This is a genomic window from Reyranella sp. GW821-FHT14A01, from assembly GCF_058803965.1.
Map to the genome: position 1 here is coordinate 44,495 of NZ_JBXAPM010000010.1, position 20,839 is coordinate 65,333.

A 20,839-nucleotide genomic window follows, 5' to 3' on the forward strand; every position below is an offset into this window, starting at 1 on the left:
GCGTCCCGCTCGCGATGGTAGTCGACTTGTCCTCAACGAAAACAGGAGGAAACGATGCAGTTCGGTTATTTCACCATGCCGTCTCATCCGCCCGAGCGGTCCCTGAAGGACGGCCACGAATGGGATCTTCAGGTGATCCGCTGGCTCGACGAGCTGGGCTTCACCGAAGCCTGGATCGGCGAGCATCACACCGCCCCCTGGGAACCTCATCCCTCGCCCGACCTGCTGGTCGCGCAGGCGCTGATGCAGACCAAGAACATCCGCCTCGGTCCCGGCGGCTTCCTGCTGCCCTATCACCACCCCGCCGAGCTGGCGAACCGGGTCGCCATGCTCGACCATATCTCGGGCGGGCGTTTGAACTTCGGCGTCGCGGCGTCGGGCCTGCCCAGCGACTGGGCGATGTTCAACGTCGACGGCATGTCGGGCACCAACCGCGAGATGACGCGCGAGGCGCTCGACATCATCCTGAAGCTCTGGTCGTCGACCGAGCCCTTCGACTACAAGGGCAAGTACTGGCACGTCACCAAGCCCGACACGATGTTCGGTTTCCTGAAGCCGCACATCAAGCCATTGCAGGCCCCGCACCCGCCGATCGGCGTCGCCGGCCTCTCCAAGGGTTCCGACACGCTGAAACTCGCCGGCGAGAAGGGCTATCTCCCGATGAGCCTCAACCTCAACCCGGCCTATGTGAAGAGCCACTGGGAGTCGGTGGAGATCGGCGCCGCCAAGTCGGGCCGCACGCCCGACCGCGGCCAGTGGCGCATGGTGCGCGAGGTCTTCGTGGCCGACACCGACGAAGAAGCGATGCGCCTCTCCGTCGGTTCGCACATGGGCCGCATGATGCGGGAATACTTCCTGCCCCTGCTCGCCCAGTTCGGCTTCTTCGAGTACCTGAAGCACGATCCGAGCGCGGCCGACTCCGACGTGACGCCGGAATACTGCGCCAAGCACAACTGGATCGTGGGATCGCCCAAGACCGTCGTCGAGAAGATCGAGAAGATCTACGACGAGGTCGGTGGCTTCGGACAGCTCCTGGTCTTCGGCTTCGACTATGTCGAGAACCCGCAGGCCTGGCGCCATTCGCTCGAGCTGCTGTCGAAGGAGGTGATGCCGAAGGTGCAGCACCTCAAGCCGAAGGCCGTGCGGCTCGCGGCGGAGTAAGCGACGAAAAGCGAAGGATCCCTCGCTGTGCTCGGGATGACACGATTGCTGGAATTGGCGCAGTGCGCCCACCAACAGACCGGTGTCATCCCGAACGAAGTGAGGGATCCTTACTCATATTCGATAGCCAATCTCAGGCGGCGACCGGCACGTTCTTGCCGGTGGCGGAGGCGACGCTGCCGTGGAGATGCGCCACCAGCGCGTCGTCGAGCTTGAGGCGCGCGGCCAGCATGCCGAGGTAGCCGCGCTCCGCCGCGTTATCGACGTCGATGGCCAGCAACGACGCAGCATAGATTTCGGCCGCCTCCTCCGGCGTCGCGGCCGCATCGGCCACGGCATCGACGTCGAGCTTGGCGCGCAGCTCGTCCATCACGAAGGCCTTGTCCTCGGACGAGAGCGGCAGCTTGTCCATCTCGGCGAAGATGCGCGCCTGCTCCTGGGCATCGACATGGCCGTCGGCCTTGGCGGCGGCGATCATGGCGCGCAACAGGTGGCGCGCCAGCGTCTGCTGGCCGGCCTCGGTCGACGGATTGAACGGCGTCCCGCTGGGCGCCGGCAGCATCGGAACCGGAGGAGCCTGGGGCGTCGCGGGCGCGGCCGGCTTGCCCGCCTGCCAGTCCTGATAGGCCTTGTAGGCAAGCGCGCCGACCGCGGCCATGCCGCCCATCTTCAGCGCCTCGCCACCGATCTCACGGCCGGCCTTGCTGCCCAGCACCAGCGCCGCCAGGCTACCGGCGAGGGCACCGCCACCGGCGCCACGTAGAAAATCTCCAGCGCCGCTTTGGCCACTCTGGCCGCCTCCCATGAACTGATCCAGCAACTGCTTCGCGTTGAACATGAGGCCTCGCTTCTTTGGTCCGAAAGACGCGAGTTCACTTGATGTGCGATTGTGGCAAAAGCTGGCGTTCAGGCCCGTTTGGAAAGAAATGCCGCGGCCGCAAAGCCCAAGGCTGCGATCAGCATGATGCCCGCCAGGCCCCATAAGACCGGCGTGTAGCCGCCGAAATATCCCCAGGCGAGCGAGGCCATCAGCGGGCCGGCAGCGCGCATGACGTTGGTCGGCATGGTGAGCGCACCGGACACGACGCCGTAACCTTCCGGGCCGATGAACTCCGGCACGGCCATGCCGCGCAGGATGGTGACGAGGCCGTTGGCCACGCCATAGACGATGGCGAACAGGATCAGGGGATAGACGTCGGTGATGCCGGTCGCCAGGAAAGCCATCGAGAGCGGGAAGGCGAAGTAGATGATCGCCCCGAGCTGAATGGTCGTGATGTGGCGTTGACCCACCATCAGCAGCACCCGCCCCACGACCTGCATGGGGCCGATCAGGGCGATGATCGCCATGATCACGCCGATCGGCACGCCGCGATCGTCGAGGAGCGGGATGAGATGGAAGCTCATGGCCGAGAAGGCGAGCCCATATCCCGCAAAGGCAACGATCAGTCCCCAGAAGGCCGGCACGCGAACCGCGGTGGCGAGCGGACTCCTCTTCGCAACGCCTTCCACGGGCGGCTTCGATTCGGCGATCGGCACCGCCTTCACCGTTGGACCCGGCACGATCAGCCAGTGCATGGCGCCAACGCCCAGGACGATGGCCGCCATCACGTCGAGCGCCGGTCGCCAGCCGATCTGCTCGATCAGGAACTGCGCCAGGGGAATGCCGAAGGTGCTGGCCAGTCCGCCAAGGAAGGTCATCAGCAGGATCGCCTGCTTGTAGCGCGGACCGTAAACGCGGGTGATCACCGCGAAGGCGGGCTCGTAGAGCGTCACCGCCTGGCAGGCGCCAAGTCCGATCCATATCGCATAGAACAGCGGCAGCGAATCGACCCTCGACCACAGGAAGAGAAGCACGGCCGCGAGGACCGAGCCGCCGGTCATCAGCAGGCGGCCATGGCCGCGATCGATCCAGGCGCCGACGGCGATGGAGCAGAGGCCCGCCGTAAGGAGTCCCGCCGACAGCGCCCCGAACATTGCGCTGCGCGACCAGCCGAGCTCCTGGGTCATCGGCACGACGAACAGCGGGAAGGTGTAGTAGACGATGCCCCAGGTGACGAGCTGCCCCAGCGAGAGCATCCACAGGATGGTCGACGGGCGTTTTCGCCACGGTCCTCCCGCCCTCTCCTTCGCCATAATACCGACAGCTCCGCCCGTTCTTTACAGAACGATGACCCTAACGCCGCATGGGCCGCGAGGATAGACGCATGACCGAGACCAAACGCATCAACCTCGCCCTGCAAGGCGGCGGCAGCCACGGCGCCTTTACCTGGGGCGTGCTCGACGCGCTGATCGAGGATGGCCGTCTCGAGTTCGAGGCGGTGAGCGGCACCAGCGCCGGCGCGATGAATGCCGCGATCTTCCTGCAGGGCTGGGCCAAGGGCGGTCCCGCTGGCGCCCGCGCAGCACTTGCCGCCTTCTGGGGCGAGCTTGGCCAGATGTCGATCGCCAGTCCCATCCGGCGCACACCGCTCGATCGCCTGCAGGGCAACTGGAACCTCGACGATTCACCGGGCGCCCTATGGGCCGACCTGATCCAGCGCACGCTTACGCCCTGGCAGCGCAATCCCCTGAAGTTCGATCCGCTGCGCGATCTCCTGACGCGGCACTTCGACCAGGAGGCCGTCCGCGCCTGCCACCAGATCAAGGCCTTCATCGCCGCGACCAACGTGGCGACCGGCAAGGTGCGCATCTTCACGCGCGAGGAGCTGTCGATCGACGCGCTGCTGGCCTCGGCCTGCCTGCCCAGCATCCACGAAGCCGTGGTGATCGACGGCGAGCCTTACTGGGACGGCGGCTTCCGCGGCAATCCGCCGATCTGGCCGTTCATCTACAACAGCGAGAGTGCCGACGTGGTGATCGTCGAGGTCGATCCGCCGGGCCGCGAAGGCATTCCGCGCTCCAACGCAGAGATCGCCGACCGGCTGAACGAGATCACCTTCGGCGGCGCACTGATGGCCGAGATGCGGGCCATCGCCTTCGTGCAGGAGCTGATCGACAAGGGCGCGGTCACCGGCGAGTTCGGCGAGCGCCTGAAGAAGCTGCTGATCCACTCGATCACCGATGCCCCGACGCTCCGCCCGCTCGGCGCCGTCAGCAAGTTCAACATCGAGCCCGAGTTCCTCGACCACCTGTTCCAGGCCGGCCGTTCCGCTGCAACCCAATGGCTGGCTTCGACGTTCGACAAGGTCGGCGTCGAGAACAGCATCGACATCCGCGCCCGTTTCTTGTGAGATTTCTCTTTTGGTATTTTCAAAGTCAGGTTCATGCGCATCGGCATCGATCTCGGCGGCACAAAGATCGAGGGACTGGTCCTCGGCGATGATGGTACGGAACGGGCGCGGCTTCGCGTGCCGACCCCGCAGGACAGCTACGAAGCCACCGTCGGTGCCGTGGTCGGCGTGGTGCGCGAGCTCGAAGCCACGGTCGGCGTGCGCTGCCGCGTCGGCATCGGCCATCCCGGCGCGCTCTCTCCGGCCACGGGCCTGATCAAGAACGCCAACTCGACGCGACTGAACGGCCGGCCGCTCGACATCGACCTGATGCACGGGCTGGGTCGCGCCGACGTGCGCCTGTCCAACGATGCCAACTGCTTCGCCGTCTCGGAGGCGGCCGACGGCGCGGGTGCCGGCGCCCCGATCGTGTTCGGTGTGATCCTCGGCACCGGCGTGGGCGGCGGTATCGTGATCGACGGCAAGCCGCTGGTGGGCGCCCAGGCGATCGGCGGCGAATGGGGCCACAATGCCCTGCCCCTGCCCCGCGACGACGAGCGCCCCGGCCCGCACTGCTATTGCGGGCGATACGGCTGCGTCGAGTCGTGGCTGAGCGGCCCGGCCTTCCAGGGTCAGTACGCGCAAGCCGCCGGCCGCGAGCTGCGCGCCACGGACATCGCCGATGCCGCGGCGGCCGGCGATGCCCTCGCGGGCGAATGCCTCGACCGCTACTGCGACCGCCTCGCGCGCTCGTTGGCGAACGTCGTCAACCTGATCGATCCCCACATCATCGTGCTGGGCGGCGGCCTCTCGAAGATCCCGCAGCTCTACGAGAGCGTGCCCGAACTCTGGAAGGACTACATCTTCTCCGAACGCGACAAGATCGCCACGAAACTGCGCCCGCCGACGCACGGCGACTCCAGCGGCGTCCGCGGCGCTGCGTGGTTGTGGCCGGTTTAAGAGGAAGGATTCCTCGCTACGCTCGGAATGACAAAGGAGGTGTCATCCCGAGCGTAGCGAGGGATCCTTACTCGGTAGTGCTTCCAAAAGATCGGCCCATGTGGGATTGGCGGCCTCGACCAGTTCGTTCTTCTTCGATCGTCGCCAGCCCTTGATCTGCTTTTCTCTGGCAATCGCATCTTCGACGTACTGGTAATCCTCGGCATAAACCAAGGTCGTCACATTGTAGCGGCCCGTGAAGCTGTCTCTCGAGGCTTCACGATGTTGAGCGATCCGGTTTTCGAGGTTGTTGGTCACGCCGACATACATGACGTTTCGACTGGTGTTGGTGAGGATGTAGACCCAGTAGGTCGGCATTTATGAGGTCGCGAGAGAAGTTAAGGATCCCTCGCTGCGCTCGGGATGACACCTGTTTTGGAACAACCCTCTCGTGTCATCCCGAGCGCAGCGAGGGATCCTTACCTCACTTGCACTCCGGCTTCGGGATCGGCTCCAGGCGCGTGATGCGGTATTCGATGCCGCCGTCGCCCTGCTCGTGGGTGCCGTAGAGTTCGATGCCGTTGTCGAGTGTGACGCTGCTCATCTCGAAGGCGGGCTCTCCGCCCCCCTGGCCCTTCGCCTCGCCGTCGAAGAAGCCGGCGCGGTAGTAGATGCGGGTGCGGCCGTCGACCAGCTCCTCGGCGCCCTCCGGGATCTTCACGTCGGCCAGCCGCTTCGGCACCTTGCCGATCACGGCGTTGACCTGCTGCGGCGGCTTCACCTTGTCGCCGAAGAAGAACAGCGCGTCGAAGCCGTTCTCGCCGGCCTTAGCGGCGCGGATCGTGGCGCGGGCGATGGCGACGGGAAACAGCGTGCCCTTCGGCAGGGCCACGGTCTGGTTCTCCGGATCGGTGAAGCGCGCTTCGCCGGTGCCGTCGTCGTCCATGCTCGCCTCGCCCTTGATCAGGCTGGTCTGCTTGCCGCCGGCCACCGAGCGGTGCTCGAAGGTCAGCTTCCTGCCGTCCTTGCTCTCGGTCATCTGGGTCTGCTGCTCGCTGATCACGGCCGAGCGCTGGCCGGCCGCTTCGAGACGCAGGCGCTGGTAGATGACATAGCCGTCGCAGGTGAGCTTGAGTTCATAGGCGTAGGTGCCGGGCGTGCTGCCGGTCGGCTTGCCGTTCTCGATCGCACCGACCTCGTAGACCGCGCGATGAGGCACCATCTCCTGCGCCATCGCCGGAGCGGCGAGGACGAGAAAGCTGGCAACGGGCACAAGCAGACGGCGATTCAGCATCTGGGCCTCGGCAGGGCTTGGAGTTGGACGAGACGAGCATCCACGGCGAACTCGCCGTAGTCGAGCAGCATGGAACGGGCAATACCGTTGCCGAGCAAGTCGAGGGCCAATTCGTACTCGGGATGGGCGCCCTGGTCACCGGTTGCGAAGAAGGCGAAACGCACGCCCCATGCGGGTTGATTGCGCAGCAGCGCGACGTCGCCGCGGACCACCGGAGAGCCGGTCTGGCGCGGCGGCCGGCCGATCACGGCGTTCACCTGGAAGGCGCCGTCGAGGCGGGCGCCGTCGAACACCGAATAGGACGCCGACTTGTCGCCGTCGCGGGCGTGGCGAAGAACCAAAGCGAGATGCGTGGTCGGGAACAGCGTCCCGGCGGGAAGCTCGAAGCTGCGCGCCTCCGGCAACGAGAAGCTCGCCCGTCCCTTGGCGCCCGGCGCATCGAGATCGGCGTTGCCGCGCAGTTCCTCCTCGACCTCGTCGTCCTGGATGTTGCGGACACTGAAGCGTAGCGAGAGCCCGTCCTTGGTCTCGTAGCTGGTAAAGCTCGAATCGGTGGTGAACTCGTCGCCGTCGTTGCGCAGGAACTTGAGCTTGATGCGCTGCTTGACCTCCCAACCCTCGCAGGCTTCGACGGTCTCCAGCACCATGCGCCCGCTCACTTCGACGATTCCGCTGTTCGGTCGCGCCACCGACAGCTTCATGTCGTAGGTTGCACGATGCGGCACCAAGGGCGAATCCGGCGACGGTTGCTGCTGCGCGTCGGCGCCGTTTATCCACAGGCCCAGCAACACAAGAACGCCGACGGCGGCGAGTACGGCCGCTGTTTGGACGCGAGGACGGCGAAAACTATACGTGGTCAACTGACGAGGGCTTGAGAGGCTAGGCCTTGTAGCCGGGCTGCCAAGCGTAATATCCATGCGCGCGGAATACCAGAATGATCGCCTGCGTCAGGGCTACACAGGGAGGAATTTTTCAATGAGCAACGGCAAGCCGAAGGTCCTGGCCACCCGGCACTTCCCGCCCGACGTCGAGGCACGTCTTTCGGCGAATTTCGATGCGCGACTCAACCCGGAGGATCGGCTCTATGACGGCCCGGCCCTGACCAAGGCATCGGAAGGCTTCGACGGCATCATGTGTGCCGCGGGCGATGCGCTGAACGCCACGACGATCGCCGCCCTGCCCGCCTCGGTGCGCATGATCGCCACCTTCTCGGTGGGCTACGAGCATGTCGACGTGGCCGCCGCGGCCAAGCGAAACATCGTGGTCAGCAACACGCCGGACGTGCTGACCGACGCCACCGCCGACATCACGATGCTCTGCCTGCTGGGCGCCGCACGCCGCGCGCACGAAGGCGCCAGCATGCTGCGGACCCACAACTGGGTCGGCTGGACGCCGACGCAGCTCATGGGTACCCACGTCACCGGCAAGAGACTCGGTATCCTCGGCATGGGCCGCATCGGCCAGGCGACCGCCGACCGCGCCCGCGCCTTCCGCATGCAGATCCACTATTCCAACCGCAGCCGGCTGGCGCCCGACCTTGAGAAGGGCGCGGTGTTCCACGCCAATCCCGACGACATGCTGCCGCATTGCGACTTCCTGTCGATCAATGCGCCGATGACGCCGGCAACCGCCAAGTGGGTGAATGCCGAGCGCATCGCCCGGCTGCCCAAGGGCGCCATCGTGGTGAACACAGCGCGCGGCGGCGTGGTCGACGACGAGGCGCTGATCGCGGCGCTGAAGAGCGGCCACCTCGCCTCGGCCGGCCTCGACGTGTTCGACGGCGAGCCGCGGATGCATCAGGGCTACTACGATCTGGAGAACGCGTTCCTGCTGCCGCACATGGGCTCGGCCACGGTCGAGACCCGCAATGCGATGGGCTTCAAGGCGCTCGACAATCTCGAGGCCTTCCTGCTCAGGGGGCAGTCGCCGCCGGACCTCGTGAAGGCTTCTTAGCGGAGCGCTGCACTGTCTTGGCCTTCTTGGGCTTGGGCGGAGTCGACGAGACAGCGGTGGTCGTCGGCGCGGGCTCCGCGCTAGCCGTCATCGGTCCTTCCGCTGCCGGCGGTGCGGCCGGCGAAGACTTGTAGACGGCAGGATCCCAGCTCACGGCCGGCGCATTGGGCGCGGGTCGCAGCGGCGCGGAATATTCGACGCCGCTCTCCGAGACCATGCGCTGGGGCTCGGTATAGTCGGTGTTGTAGGGGTCCTTGCCGTCGGCACGTGCCGTGCAGACCTGCCGGCCCCTGAAGACGCGCCAGATCGCGCAGTCCTGTTTGGTCACAACCGAATAGACATGGTCGGTCGAGGTCTTGTCCGAGGTCACCAGCAGGCCGCCATCGGCCGCGTAGCTCGCTACCGAGACGGCGGCGGGCACGCCGCAGGCGCTCGTCAGGAGCGCCTGCCCCACCACGAGCGGCAGGACCATGAAGGAAGAGAGCTGAAATGAGCTCATAATCTTCTTTATAAAAAGACTATAACTCATTGATTGTACTGAGCCTTACCGGCCCGGTCAATTTTACACTCTTCCTACCACACCTAGTCCTTCTTGGCCGGCGGCAGACGCAACCCGATGTGCAGCTCCCGCAGCTTCTCGGCCGGAACCTCGGCCGGAGCCTCCATCATCAGGTCGACCGCCGACTGGTTCATCGGGAAGGTGATGATCTCGCGAATGTTGGGCTCGTCGGCCAGCAGCATGACGATGCGGTCGACGCCCGGTGCGGCACCGCCGTGCGGCGGGGCGCCGAACTTGAACGCGTTCAGCATGCCGCCGAAGCGCGCCTCGACCTCTTCCTTGCTGTAACCGGCAATGCCGAACGCCTTGTACATGATGTCCGGCTTGTGGTTCCGGATCGCGCCGGAGCACAGCTCGATGCCGTTGCAGACGATGTCGTACTGCCACGCCTTGATGGTGAGCGGGTCCTGGGTCTCGAGCGCCTCGAGCCCGCCCTGGGGCATCGAGAACGGGTTATGGCTGAAGTCGATCTTCTTCAGCTTGTCGTCGTACTCGAACATCGGGAAGTCGACGACCCAGCACAGCGCGAACTGGTCCTCGTCGATCACGCCCAGCTCCTGGCCGACCTTGGTGCGCGCCTGGCCGGCGAACTTCCAGGCCGTGTCGGCGGTGTCGGCCACGAAGAACACGGAATCGCCGTCCTCCGCGCCGGTCAGCTCCTTGAGCTTGGCCAGCCGCTCGTCGGCCACGAACTTGGCGATCGGTCCCTTCCCGGCCCCGTTCTCCAGCGTGATGTAGCCCAGGCCGGGCTTGCCCTCGCTTTGCGCCCAGCTGTTCAGCTTGTCGAAGAAGCTGCGCGGCTGGCTGGCGGCCTTGGGCGCCCGGATGGCACGCACCACGCCGCCCTTGGCGACGATGCCGGCGAACACCTTGAACTCGGAGCCGGCGAAGACCTCTCCCACCTCGAAGATGCGCAGCGGGTTGCGCAGGTCGGGCTTGTCGGTGCCGAACGACAGCAGCGCCTCGGCGAAGGGAATGCGCGGGAACGGGAAAGCCGAGACCTTGCGCGGCGTCTCGCGGTTGAACGAGGCGAACTCCTGGAACACGCCGCCCAGAACCGGCTCGATCGCCTCGAATACGTCTTCCTGGGTGACGAAGCTCATCTCGAAATCGAGCTGGTAGAACTCGCCGGGCGAGCGGTCGGCGCGCGCATCCTCGTCGCGGAAGCACGGTGCGATCTGGAAGTAGCGGTCGAAGCCCGACACCATCAGCAGCTGCTTGAACATCTGCGGCGCCTGCGGCAGGGCGTAGAACTTGCCCGGATGCAGGCGGCTCGGCACCAGGTAGGAGCGCGCGCCCTCGGGGCTGTCGGCGGTCAGGATCGGCGTCTGGAACTCGGTGAAGCCCTGGTCGATCATGCGGCGGCGCAGGCTGGCGATCACCTGGCTGCGCAGGATGATGTTCTTGTGCAGCTTGTCCTTGCGCAGGTCGAGGAAGCGGTACTTGAGGCGCAGCTCCTCCGGCGTGGTGTCGTGCTCCTGGTAGACCGGAATCGGCAGCGGGTCGGCCATCGACTGCACGACCAGCTCGGCGGCATCGAGCTCGACCGCGCCGGTCGCCAGCTTGGCGTTCACGGTCGAGGCCTCGCGGGCCACGACCTTGCCGGTGACCGTGATGACGCTCTCGTTACGCACAGCCTCTGCAGTCTTGAAGACAGGGCTGGAGACGTCCACCACGACCTGGGTCACGCCATAGTGATCGCGCAGGTCGATGAACAGCAGGTTGCCGTGGTCGCGCTTGCGCTGGACCCAGCCCGAAAGACGGGCCTGCTGGCCGACATGCTCGGGCCGCAGCTGGCCGCACGTATGGGTTCGGTAGACTGAAGACATTACGTATTTTCCGGGTTTTGAGGCCCGGCAAAAGGCACCGAAAGTCATGCCAAGTCAAGGGATTGGCCACTTTCCGTTTGCGGCAACTATGCCGGAGCCGCGGCGGGGTCTATAGATCGTCCCCAATGAAGCTCATCACAACGACCGACGAGCTGGCAGCGTTCTGCAAGCCCCTCGCCGACACCGAGTTTGTTGCCGTCGACACCGAGTTCATGCGTGAGCGGACCTACTGGCCCAAGCTCTGCCTGGCCCAGGTCGCCGGCCCCGACGACGCGGCCGCGATCGACACGCTGGCCGAAGGCATCGACCTCGCCCCGCTGGACGAGCTGATGCTCAACCCCAAGGTCCTCAAGGTCTTTCACGCGGCCCGGCAGGACCTCGAAATCTTCTACCTGCGCCTCCAGAAGGTGCCGGGCCCCCTGTTCGACACCCAGGTCGCCGCCATGGTCTGCGGCCATGGCGAGGCCGCCTCCTACGAGTCCCTCGCCACCCGGCTGGCCAAGGCCAAGATCGACAAGTCGAGCCGGTTCACCGACTGGAGCCGCCGGCCGCTCAGCGAGCGCCAGATCACCTACGCCCTGTCCGACGTCACCCACCTGCGGGTCGTCTACGAGAAGCTGAAGAAGCAGCTCGACAAGACCGGCCGTTTCTCGTGGATCGCCGAGGAGATGGGGATTCTGAACGATCCGGCGACCTATCGGGCCGACCCCGAGCAGGCCTGGCGCCGGCTGAAGCCCCGGGGCGCCTCCCCGCGCGTGATGGCGATCCTCAAGGAGGTCGCCGCCTGGCGCGAGCGCACGGCCCAGCGCATCGACATTCCCCGCCAGCGCCTGCTGCGCGACGAGCAGCTCCTGGAGATCGCGGCCCATGCGCCGAAGTCGATCGACGAGCTCGCCGCGACACGCGGCCTCGGCCGCGGCTTCGCGGAAGGCTGGCAGGGTCGCGAGCTGATGGAAGCCATCGAGCGGGCGCGCGCCCTGCCGGAATCGGAGCTGCCGGTGCGCGACAAGGCCCCCGAGCAGATCCGCGCGCCGGGCGCCATCGTCGACCTGCTGCGCACCCTGCTGCGGCTCAAGGCCGAGCAGGCCGGCGTGGCCGGCCGCCTGGTGGCGAGCGCCGACGAACTCGATCGCCTGGCCGCCGGCAAGCGCGACATCGCGGCCCTGAAGGGCTGGCGGCAGGAAGTGTTCGGGTCCGATGCCGTCGACCTGATCGAGGGCCGGCTCGCGCTGGCGCTGAACGGCGACCAGCCCAAGCTCATCCAGCTCCCGGCCGAGTCTTCCTCGTCCTGACGACCGCGAGCTCGCGGCCCGCAGCCATGGACCGCGAGCGTCTCGCTCGCTCATAGGACCAACGAGTTGACTCGCCATACGGCACGTCATATATTTCTGTAATGACAGAAAAGACAGTCAATACACCCCTGCCCGCTGCAGTCGAACAGTTCATTCTCCGCTGGGGCGATATGGGTGGCCAATGGGGCGTCAATCGATCGGTGGCTCAGATACAGGCCCTGCTCTACCTGTCGGATCGGCCGCTCACGGCGGAGGATATCGCCGATTCCCTCGGCATGGCACGGTCCAACGTCTCCAACAGTATCCGCGAACTCATCAACTGGAAGCTCATTCGCCGCGTCCCCGTATTGGGTGACCGCCGGGACCACTACGAAGCCGAAGCCGATCTCTGGCAAATCATGGCCCGCATCGTTCAGGGCAGAAAAGAGCGAGAGATCGATCCGGCGGTGGCCGCAATCGGCGACGTGCTGAAAGCAGCCGACAGCGATCCCACCGTGAGCAAGGTTGCCCGGGCGCGCCTTCTTGAGATGCAGGCCTTCGTCACAACGCTCGACACATGGTTCAGCCAGATGGTGACCGTCCCTCCCAGCACGCTGATGGCCCTGATCAGGCTCGGATCGCGTGTCATCAAGCTGGCCGGGTTGGCGCGGATGAAATGAAGGACAAAAATTTGAGCGGTTATTTCTCTTTCAACAGAAATATCTGACATAACGGGATATCAGGAAGGCTCTATGGCACCCTGGAAAAAGTTGGTCGATCTTGGATGTACGGTTCCGGCCTCCTCCACGCCGGACGTTCCGCAGGATAACCGGTTCCACACGCTGCTGGGGGAGCACGCATGGCTGCTGCTGCCGTCGGCCATACGCCGCCGCTTCGGCAAGCCACTGGATGCCGGCGCAGCCGTGACCTACGTGGGGACCATCGTACAAAGCCGGCGCACCTGGTTCGGAAGCTTGCTCGCGCACCTTTGCGTTGCGATCGGCGGACCACTGCCACTCCACGACGACCTCGGGGTGCCATCGGTCGTCACCGTGACGGAAGACCGCGCCACCGGCGGCCAGTTCTGGACACGCATGTACGGCCGCCGGCGAGGCTTTCCGCAGATCATTCACAGCAGCAAGCGTTTCGCTGGTCCTACGGGACTCGAAGAATACATCGGATGCGGCTTTGGCATCGCCTTGTCCCTAAACGCGGACGCCGAGGCCCTGCACTTTCATAGCCATCACTACTTTTTTCGCCTTGGAGACCTGCGTCTGAGGCTTCCATCGCTACTGAGCCCGGGCGATCTCACCATCAGCCATGTCGACTTTGCCGGCGATTGGTTCGCGTTCGTCCTGACCCTTCGGCATCCGCTGTTTGGCGAGATCATCGGCCAGACCTGCCTGTTTCGCGAGCGGGCCGAGCGTTTTCAAGGAGACCTGCAATGATCGACCTTTTTTGGTCGTTCGTGTTCGTCCAGATGATGATGGGCGGCTTCGACACCTTTTATCACCATGAAATGACCGAGCGCCTTGCTTGGCGACAGACGCAGTCGCTTGAACTGAGACTTCATGGCGTCCGCAATCTCGCCTATGCGGTCATGTTCGTGGTGCTCGGCTGGACCGAGCCACACGGAGCCTTTGCTGTGGCCCTGGCTGCGCTGATGGTGGGCGAACTCTTCATCACGCTTTGGGACTTCGTCGAGGAGGATCGTACGCGCCTTCTTCCGGCCACCGAGCGCGTCGTCCATGCCCTTCTGACACTGAATTATGGTGTGATCCTCGCACTATTCGCGCCGATCGTTCTCGAATGGGCTGCGCAGCCGACCGATATCCTGGCCGCATACTATTGGCCCTGGAGCTGGCTGTGCGCCATCGCAGCGCTGGGGGTGGTCGTCTCGGGCTTGCGCGACCTCAAGGCGGCACAACGTCTACCCTCCCTCGTCCCACCCGATGCCCGCCCGCTCGCGGCGGCGCTGGCCGGGCGTCATGCCATCCTGGTGACGGGCGCTACAGGCTTCATCGGGCAACGGCTCGTCGAAGCTCTCGTTGCCGCTCGCCACGACGTGACCGTCCTGACACGCAAGCGCAGCAGCGCACTGAACCTGCCCGCTCCGCTGCGTATCGTCACTTCACTCGATCAGATCCCCGACGATGCCCTGTTCGACGCCGTCGTCAATCTTGCCGGCGAGCCGATCTCCGACGGGCTATGGACGACGCAAAAGCGCCGACGCATCGTCCGTTCACGCCTTCATGTCACCCGCGCTGTGCGGACCTTGATGGCACGCTTGCGGACCCCGCCGCAGGTGCTGGTCAATGGCTCGGCGATAGGATGGTACGGTCTTCACAAAGATGAAGTCCTGGACGAGGCCTCAAGGGGGCTTGCGTGTTTCACTCGCGACGTCTGTGTTCGCTGGGAGCGCGAGGCGAAGCAGGTCCGCGAAGGTGTGCGTGTGGTTTGCCTGCGCATCGGCCTCGTTCTCGCCGCCGAAGGCGGCATGCTCTCCCGCCTGCTGCCGCCGTTCGAGCTTGGCCTGGGCGGCCGCCTGGGCAGCGGCCGACAATGGATGAGCTGGATACATCGCGACGATCTCGTCCGCCTGATCATCCACATTATTGCGACGCCTTCACTCTCGGGCCCGGTCAACGGCACCGCACCGGAACCGGTGCGCAACAAAACGTTCACCATCTGCCTCGCCCGAGCCCTCGGACGTCCGGCGATCCTCCCCGTCCCTGCCCTACCCCTGCGGCTCACTCTGGGTGGCTTCGCCAATGAGCTTCTTCTCGGCGGGCAGAGAGTCGTGCCGAAGGCAGCACTGAAGAGTGGATTTGAGTTCACCTACCCAACCTTGAGGGCAGCTCTCGGTGCAATCACGGGGCCCGCTCCACCCCTATGCTCGCCGGCGAGCGCCTTCCGCGTGTCCCTGATGTCGCGAAAGCCAAGCCGATAGGAAATTGCGGAAATTCGCCGGCCTAAGCCGAGACGATCATCGGCCTCAGTTCGAATGCCTGGGCGGCGGTCTCGAGGCGCCGGGCGGTGACGTCGCCCAGGCTTCGCTTGAGCGAGGTGGGCACCAGGAGGCGAAGGTCGCGCTCGGTGCGGCGAAGCTGGAGCTGCGGCAAGAGGCCCGGCGCACCGCCGCTCAGATTGTAGGCCAGCCGCAGGCAGGCGCCGAGGCGCTTGGCGTAGCTGCGGCCCTTGCTGTCCGACAGGCGCAGCGCCGTGTCGATCATCGCGGCCCTTGGATCGCTCTTGTAGCGATAGGTCAGCGTCATCGCGAGAATGGCGCGCTCGCGGTGGTTCATCCCCGGCGCCGGCAGATGCAGGACGCGGAAATACGCCTGGTCGGCGCGATAATCGGGATGGTCGTCCCACGAAATGTCGCTGAGGTGGCAGGCCGCCTTGCGCAGGATCCGCTCGCTCTCGCTTTCGCCGGCGAAGGCCGGTGTCAGCCAGTCGAAGATTTCCTCCGGCGACAGATCGAAGCGGTGCCAGCTCTCGCCCTGCTCCTCGGCGAAGGCGATCAGCGGATGGCGCGCGCGCTCCGCCTCGCTCAGCCGCGAATAGTAGAATCCTTCGCGCAGGCCGAAGGCCGAGAAGACCACGGTCTTCGGCTTCAGTGTCGCCAACAACTTGTCGAGCGCCAGGCAGGCGAGCGGCAGCGTGTCGACGCGGCGGCGCGACACGCCCGGCATCTTCTCCAGCGACTTCGGGCTCTGCACCGCGATCAGCCGTGCCACCGCGCGCGCCTCGTCGGCCGAGATCTCGTACTGGTGGATGATGTGCAGCGGATAGCCCGCCTGTTCCATGTGCAGGCGCGCAAAGGATCGCCAGGCACCGCCGACCGCGTAGAAGGTCTTGCCCTGCTCCTCGCGCAGCCAGCGCACGCTCTCGACGGCGTCGACGACGGCCTTGCGCGGATCGCCCTTGCCCGAGGACATGAGACGCAGCGGGCCGACCGGCAGCGTGCTGGAATGACCGAGCTGTCCCTTGGACATCGAGACCAGCTCAAGGCTGCCGCCGCCCAGGTCGCCCATGACGCCGTCGGCGTCGGGCATGCCGCAGATCACGCCGTAGCCAGAGAAGCGCGCCTCGTCCTGGCCGCTCACCGTATGGGCGACGATACCGGGACGGCTCGCCAGCTCGCGCATGAAATCGGCGCCGTCGGCGGCGTCGCGGACCGCGGCGGTCGCCAGCAGGTCGAGCGACGTGACCTTCATGTTGTGCGCGAGAGTCGCGAAGCGATCGATGTTGGCCAGCGCCATCTCGACGCCTTCGGGATTGAGGCGGCCGGTCGCGTCGAGGCCGCGGGCCAGGCCGCACAGGACCTTCTCGTTGAAGACGGGCAGCGGCGCGCGACTCGCGCGTTCGTAGACGACCAGGCGGATCGAATTCGAACCAACGTCGATGATGCCCACCCGCCCCTTGTGGAGAGGAGTGCGAGCGGCGGAAGCGCCTGCGGTCGGATGGCCGTCCATGCGCGCTCCGTCTAGCCGAAACCGGGAAGGATTACAGCGTCATAATTGGCGCACGCGACGCCGCTGGCCCAATTACGAACTCAAGACCAATCGAGGAACCGCGCCGCTCAACTTGAGCGCGCTGCCGCGGCCCGAGAGCGACGGGTTTGTCATGAAATAGTGATGTGCAATGAACGGTTCCTTGCCGGTCTGCGGCCGGCGATAGTTACCGTCTTGTGACAGCAGCCAGCTCTGGCCGTCGTCCTTCAGGTTGGCGACCATGATCTGGTCGAGGACCTGTTCATGCACGGTCGGATTCTCGACCGGGCACAGCAGCTCGACGCGGCGATCGAGGTTGCGCGGCATCCAGTCGGCCGAGGACAGGAACACCTTGGCGTCCAGCGACGGCAGCGCCTTGCCGTTGCCGAAGCAGATGATGCGTGCATGTTCGAGGAAGCGGCCGATCACGCTCTTCACCCGAATATTTTCGCTCAGCCCCGGAACGCCAGGCCTGAGGCAGCAGATGCCGCGCACGACCAGGTCGATCTGCACGCCGGCCTGCGAGGCCTGGTACAGGCGATCGATCAATGCCGCGTCGACCAGGGAGTTGAGCTTGGCCCAGATCGCCGCCGGCTTGCCGGCCGTGGCATTGGCGATCTCGGCGTCGATTAGGCCGTAGAGCGTCGGCCGCAGCGTCACCGGTGCGAAGGCGATCTTCTCCATCTGCTCGGGCCGCGCATAGCCCGTCATGTAGTTGAACAGGCGCGCGGCATCGCGGCACATCGCCGGGTCGCAGGTGAAGAACGACAGGTCGGTGTAGATGCGCGCCGTGATCGGGTGATAGTTGCCGGTGCCGAAATGCACGTAGGTGCGGATCGACTGCGCCTCGCGGCGCACCACCATCGAAACCTTGGCGTGCGTCTTGAGGTCGATGAAGCCGTAGACGACCTGCACGCCCGCACGCTCGAGGTCGCGCGCCCAGCGGATGTTGGCTTCCTCGTCGAAGCGCGCCTTGAGTTCGACCAGCGCCGACACCGTCTTGCCCGCCTCCGCCGCCGCGATCAGTTCCTTGACGATCGGCGAGTCGTGGCTGGTGCGATAAAGCGTCTGCTTGATCGCCACCACCGCCGGGTCGCGCGCCGCCTGGCGCAGGAACTGCACCACGACGTCGAAGCTCTCGTAGGGATGGTGGACGACGATGTCCTTGGCGCGGATCGCGGCGAAGCAATCGCCGCCGAAATCGCGGATGCGCTCGGGGAAGCGCGCGTTGTAGGGCTGAAACTTGAGGTCGGGCCGGTCGTCGATGATCACCGCCTTCACGTCGCCGATGTTCAGCATGCGGTCGAGATGGAAGACGTGGACGGTCTGGGTCTGCTCCGGAATCTCGAGCTGGTCGAACAGGAAGTCGCGCAGCTCGGCCGGCATGGCGCTATTGACCGAGATCGAGATCAGGTCGCCGCGGCGGCGGCGCTTCAGCGCGCTCTCGTAGAGCAGGACGAGATCCTCGGCCTCCTCGTTGATCTCGACGTCGCTGTCGCGGATCACGCGGAAGAAGGCGCGCTCGATCACCTCGTAGCCGGGGAACAGGCGCGGCAGGTAGATGTCGATCAGGTCTTCCAGCGGCAGGAAGCGGATGTCCGGTCCCGGCAGGCGCACGAAGCGGTCGACCTGGGGCGGCAGCGGCAGCAGCGCCATCAACGGCCGGCGATCGTCGCGGCGCTGCAGCTTCAGGATGGCCGAGAAGCCGCCGTTGGGGATGAAGGGGAACGGATGCGCCGGATCGATCGCCAGCGGCGTCAGGATCGGGAACACCTGGTCGATGAAATACTGGTCGAGCCAGCCCCGTTCGATTTCGGTGAGTTCGTCCGCATCGAGCACCGCAATGCCGGCTTCGCGCAGGTCGCCCTGCAGCGCGGCCCAGACATCCTGCTGCTGCGCCATCAAGGTCGAGGCGCGATCGCGGATGGCGGCCAGTTGTTCGGCCGGCGTCATGCCGTCGTCGCTCAACAGGCTCGACCGGGTCTGCAGCATGTCGACCAGGCCCGCGACGCGGACCATGTAGAACTCGTCGAGGTTCGCCGCCGAGATCGACAGGAAGCGCACGCGCTCCAGCAGCGGATGGCGCTTGTTGCTGGCCTCCTCGAGCACCCGCGTGTTGAAAGCCAGCCACGACAGCTCACGATTGATGAAGCGTCGCGGACTGTCGGGTGTTATTTCGAGCGAAGCCGGATCTGCCGAGTTGAGCGCGTCCATGTGGACCCCTAACGGGGCACTCTCCCTGAAATTATGCACAGGGACGGTAGCGTCTCTACATGACCATGTCATGGCAATTCACTAAACCATTGTTCTGACTGTATTAATTGGAATGACGGGCGTGAAGACCATTCTCCTCCTGCGCCACGCAAAATCGGCCTGGAACACGCCGCACCAGAACGATCACGATCGTCCGCTCAACGATCGAGGCGAACGGGCTGCCAGGACCATGGCGGACCATCTTGCTGCGAAGGCCCCTCGCCCCAGCCTGATCCTGTGCTCCACGGCCGCGAGGACACGCCAGACGCTGGCGCCGCTCGTGAAGGCGCTCGGCAATCCTACGCCGCCGATCTCGCTGGAGAAGGGACTCTACCTCGCCTCCGAGGAAGAACTGCTGGAGCGCCTGCAGGCCTTGCCTGAGGAAACCGGGATTGTGCTGCTGATCGGCCACAACGAGGGGATCGGCCAGCTCGCGGCCGCCCTCGCCTCGCATGGGCCGACGGAGGCGCTGGAGCGCCTCCGGGACAAATATCCGACGGGGGCCCTCGCCACGCTCCGCCCGCCTTCAGGCCCCTGGAGCACTCTCGCTCCCGGGACCTGCGAACTCATGGCCTTCGTCCGGCCGCGCGATCTGGACCCGCGCTGACGCCTCAGTACGTTCCCGGGTACTGGCCGCCATCCATCAGGATGTTCTGGCCGGTCATGTAGCCGGCGTGAACGCTGCACAGGAACGCGCACATCATGCCGAACTCCTCGGCCGTGCCGAAGCGGCCGGCGGGATGCGCCTTGGCGCCCGCTGCGTACTCCTCCTCGAAGCTGCGGCCGGCCTTGGCCGCCCGCGCCTTCGTCGTGCCGCGCAGGCGGTCGGTGTCGAACGGGCCCGGCAGCAGGCCGTTGATCGTCACGCCGTGACGGATCGTGGTGCGCGCGACACCGGCCACGAAGCCGGTCAGGCCCGAACGCGCGCCGTTGCTGAGGCCGAGGATGTCGATCGGCGCCTTCACCGAGCTCGAGGTGATGTTCACGATGCGCCCGAAGCCGCGCTTCATCATGCCGTCGACGCTCGCCTTGATGAACTCGATGGGCGTCAGCATGTTGGCGTCGAGCGCCTTGATCCAGTCCTCGCGGTTCCAGTCGCGGAAGTTGCCCGGCGGCGGACCGCCGGCATTGTTGACGATGATGTCGGGCTCCGGGCACGCCGCCAGCACCTGCTTGCGGCCCTCTTCCGTCGTGACGTCGACGGCGACGGCCGTGACCTTCACGCCGTACTTCTTGCGGATGGCTTCCGCCGTCGCTTCGAGCTCCGACTGGGTGCGCGCATTGATCACCAGGTCGACGCCTTCGCCCGCCAGTGCCTCGGCACAGCCGCGGCCCAGCCCCTTGCTCGCCGCGCAGACGATCGCCTTGCGGCCCTTGATGCCCATATCCATTTCGCGTTTCCTCTCCTAATTCACACGTGTCCAGAGTTGCGTCTTGCCGAACATCGGCGTGCCGACAAAGCCGCGCAACCTGAGCTTGCCGTCAGGCTGCAGGCTGATATTGGCGCTGTAGGTCTTGCCGTCCTCGCCGTTGTAGATCTTGCCGTCCTCGAACGAGTTCGGCTCGTTGGTCTGCTTGAAGCCCCAGATCAGCGGCATGCCGATCACCTTGCGCGTGCGCAGCGACGGATTCTCGTTGCGATAGTCGGTGGCGGCATCGGGTGTCACGGGTGCGCCGTCCGGTCCCTTGGGATTGATGAGGTTCGCGACATAGCCGCAGATCGGGCCGCTGGCCGCATCCGGGCAAGGCCCGATCTTGATCTGCGCGACACCCGATTCGGAGAGCCACGTCCCCATCACCGTTCCCTGCTGGGCCGAGGCGGCCGAGGCCGCGAGGCTGAGTGCCAGGGCCGCGAGGATCGTCTTCATCGTTTTC

At 65.6% G+C, this 20,839-nt stretch carries 20 protein-coding genes; 9 read left to right on the forward strand and 11 right to left on the reverse strand.

Annotated elements, in window-relative coordinates; genetic code table 11:
* Window positions 1-54: 54 nt before the first annotated feature.
* Window positions 55-1,161 (forward strand): LLM class flavin-dependent oxidoreductase, encoded by a 1,107-nt coding sequence (locus AC1ROX_RS18395; protein WP_493127739.1) that lies wholly within the window; start codon window positions 55-57, stop codon window positions 1,159-1,161.
* Between the two features lie 133 nt (window positions 1,162-1,294).
* Here AC1ROX_RS18395 and AC1ROX_RS18400 read toward each other — a convergent pair whose 3' ends face one another.
* Window positions 1,295-1,999: a tellurite resistance TerB family protein gene (locus AC1ROX_RS18400; protein ID WP_493127741.1), complete on the reverse strand. Its 705-nt coding sequence runs from the start codon at window positions 1,997-1,999 to the stop codon at window positions 1,295-1,297.
* Window positions 2,000-2,067: 68 nt separating this feature from the next.
* Window positions 2,068-3,294, reverse strand: a complete 1,227-nt coding sequence (locus AC1ROX_RS18405; RefSeq protein ID WP_493127743.1) for an MFS transporter — start codon at window positions 3,292-3,294, stop codon at window positions 2,068-2,070.
* 71 nt (window positions 3,295-3,365) lie between these two features.
* Between AC1ROX_RS18405 and AC1ROX_RS18410 the strand changes: the two genes are divergently transcribed.
* Together AC1ROX_RS18410 and AC1ROX_RS18415 are read left to right on the forward strand one after the other, a co-directional pair.
* Window positions 3,366-4,391, forward strand: a complete 1,026-nt coding sequence (locus AC1ROX_RS18410; protein WP_493127745.1) for a patatin-like phospholipase family protein — start codon at window positions 3,366-3,368, stop codon at window positions 4,389-4,391.
* Window positions 4,392-4,424: 33 nt separating this feature from the next.
* Window positions 4,425-5,330, forward strand: coding sequence for an ROK family protein (locus AC1ROX_RS18415; protein WP_493127746.1), 906 nt, complete (start codon window positions 4,425-4,427; stop codon window positions 5,328-5,330).
* A 42-nt stretch (window positions 5,331-5,372) separates the two neighbouring features.
* Here the strand turns inward: AC1ROX_RS18415 and AC1ROX_RS18420 are convergent, their stop codons facing one another.
* The 3 genes from AC1ROX_RS18420 to AC1ROX_RS18430 form a co-directional block, all read right to left on the reverse strand.
* Entirely contained in the window at window positions 5,373-5,687 is a 315-nt protein-coding gene (locus AC1ROX_RS18420) for a GIY-YIG nuclease family protein (protein ID WP_493127747.1), read from the reverse strand.
* 106 nt (window positions 5,688-5,793) lie between these two features.
* Window positions 5,794-6,603 carry an EipB family protein gene (locus AC1ROX_RS18425; protein ID WP_493127749.1) on the reverse strand — a complete coding sequence of 270 codons (810 nt, stop codon included), beginning with the start codon at window positions 6,601-6,603 and terminating at the stop codon, window positions 5,794-5,796.
* Window positions 6,597-7,328: an EipB family protein gene (locus AC1ROX_RS18430; RefSeq protein WP_493127750.1), complete on the reverse strand. Its 732-nt coding sequence runs from the start codon at window positions 7,326-7,328 to the stop codon at window positions 6,597-6,599. Before AC1ROX_RS18430 ends, AC1ROX_RS18425 begins: the two co-directional genes overlap by 7 nt.
* Window positions 7,329-7,578: 250 nt before the next feature.
* Between AC1ROX_RS18430 and AC1ROX_RS18435 the strand changes: the two genes are divergently transcribed.
* Window positions 7,579-8,556 carry a 2-hydroxyacid dehydrogenase gene (locus AC1ROX_RS18435; RefSeq protein WP_493127751.1) on the forward strand — a complete coding sequence of 326 codons (978 nt, stop codon included), beginning with the start codon at window positions 7,579-7,581 and terminating at the stop codon, window positions 8,554-8,556.
* Here AC1ROX_RS18435 and AC1ROX_RS18440 read toward each other — a convergent pair.
* Window positions 8,516-9,055: a hypothetical protein gene (locus AC1ROX_RS18440; protein WP_493127753.1), complete on the reverse strand. Its 540-nt coding sequence runs from the start codon at window positions 9,053-9,055 to the stop codon at window positions 8,516-8,518. The genes AC1ROX_RS18435 and AC1ROX_RS18440 overlap by 41 nt on opposite strands.
* Before the next feature lie 83 nt (window positions 9,056-9,138).
* Window positions 9,139-10,944: an aspartate--tRNA ligase gene (gene aspS, locus AC1ROX_RS18445; protein WP_493127754.1), complete on the reverse strand. Its 1,806-nt coding sequence runs from the start codon at window positions 10,942-10,944 to the stop codon at window positions 9,139-9,141.
* A 125-nt stretch (window positions 10,945-11,069) separates the two neighbouring features.
* Here aspS and rnd point away from each other — a divergent pair, with 125 nt between their 5' ends.
* From rnd to AC1ROX_RS18465, 4 genes are all read left to right on the forward strand, one after another.
* Complete coding sequence (rnd, locus tag AC1ROX_RS18450; RefSeq protein ID WP_493127756.1) at window positions 11,070-12,236, forward strand: ribonuclease D; 1,167 nt, start codon at window positions 11,070-11,072, stop codon at window positions 12,234-12,236.
* Between the two features lie 101 nt (window positions 12,237-12,337).
* Window positions 12,338-12,895 carry a GbsR/MarR family transcriptional regulator gene (locus AC1ROX_RS18455; protein ID WP_493127757.1) on the forward strand — a complete coding sequence of 186 codons (558 nt, stop codon included), beginning with the start codon at window positions 12,338-12,340 and terminating at the stop codon, window positions 12,893-12,895.
* 72 nt (window positions 12,896-12,967) lie between these two features.
* Window positions 12,968-13,663: a DUF4166 domain-containing protein gene (locus tag AC1ROX_RS18460; protein ID WP_493127759.1), complete on the forward strand. Its 696-nt coding sequence runs from the start codon at window positions 12,968-12,970 to the stop codon at window positions 13,661-13,663.
* Window positions 13,660-15,165: a TIGR01777 family oxidoreductase gene (locus AC1ROX_RS18465; RefSeq protein WP_493127760.1), complete on the forward strand. Its 1,506-nt coding sequence runs from the start codon at window positions 13,660-13,662 to the stop codon at window positions 15,163-15,165. The genes AC1ROX_RS18460 and AC1ROX_RS18465 overlap by 4 nt, the downstream gene beginning before the upstream one ends.
* Before the next feature lie 22 nt (window positions 15,166-15,187).
* On the opposite strand, the gene AC1ROX_RS18470 is transcribed toward AC1ROX_RS18465, so the two are convergent.
* Window positions 15,188-16,693, reverse strand: a complete 1,506-nt coding sequence (locus AC1ROX_RS18470) for a Ppx/GppA phosphatase family protein (protein WP_493127762.1) — start codon at window positions 16,691-16,693, stop codon at window positions 15,188-15,190.
* Window positions 16,694-16,765: 72 nt separating this feature from the next.
* A complete protein-coding gene (locus AC1ROX_RS18475; RefSeq protein ID WP_493127763.1) occupies window positions 16,766-18,925 on the reverse strand; it encodes an RNA degradosome polyphosphate kinase in 2,160 nt (719 codons plus the stop codon).
* A gap of 121 nt (window positions 18,926-19,046) precedes the next feature.
* Here AC1ROX_RS18475 and AC1ROX_RS18480 point away from each other — a divergent pair, with 121 nt between their 5' ends.
* Complete coding sequence (locus tag AC1ROX_RS18480) at window positions 19,047-19,571, forward strand: SixA phosphatase family protein (RefSeq protein ID WP_493127765.1); 525 nt, start codon at window positions 19,047-19,049, stop codon at window positions 19,569-19,571.
* Window positions 19,572-19,575: 4 nt separating this feature from the next.
* On the opposite strand, the gene AC1ROX_RS18485 is transcribed toward AC1ROX_RS18480, so the two are convergent.
* Together AC1ROX_RS18485 and AC1ROX_RS18490 are read right to left on the reverse strand one after the other, a co-directional pair.
* Window positions 19,576-20,355: an SDR family oxidoreductase gene (locus AC1ROX_RS18485; protein ID WP_493127766.1), complete on the reverse strand. Its 780-nt coding sequence runs from the start codon at window positions 20,353-20,355 to the stop codon at window positions 19,576-19,578.
* Window positions 20,356-20,370: 15 nt separating this feature from the next.
* On the reverse strand, window positions 20,371-20,832 hold the full coding sequence (locus tag AC1ROX_RS18490; protein ID WP_493127767.1) for a DUF2147 domain-containing protein: 462 nt from the start codon (window positions 20,830-20,832) through the stop codon (window positions 20,371-20,373).
* Window positions 20,833-20,839 lie beyond the last annotated feature (7 nt).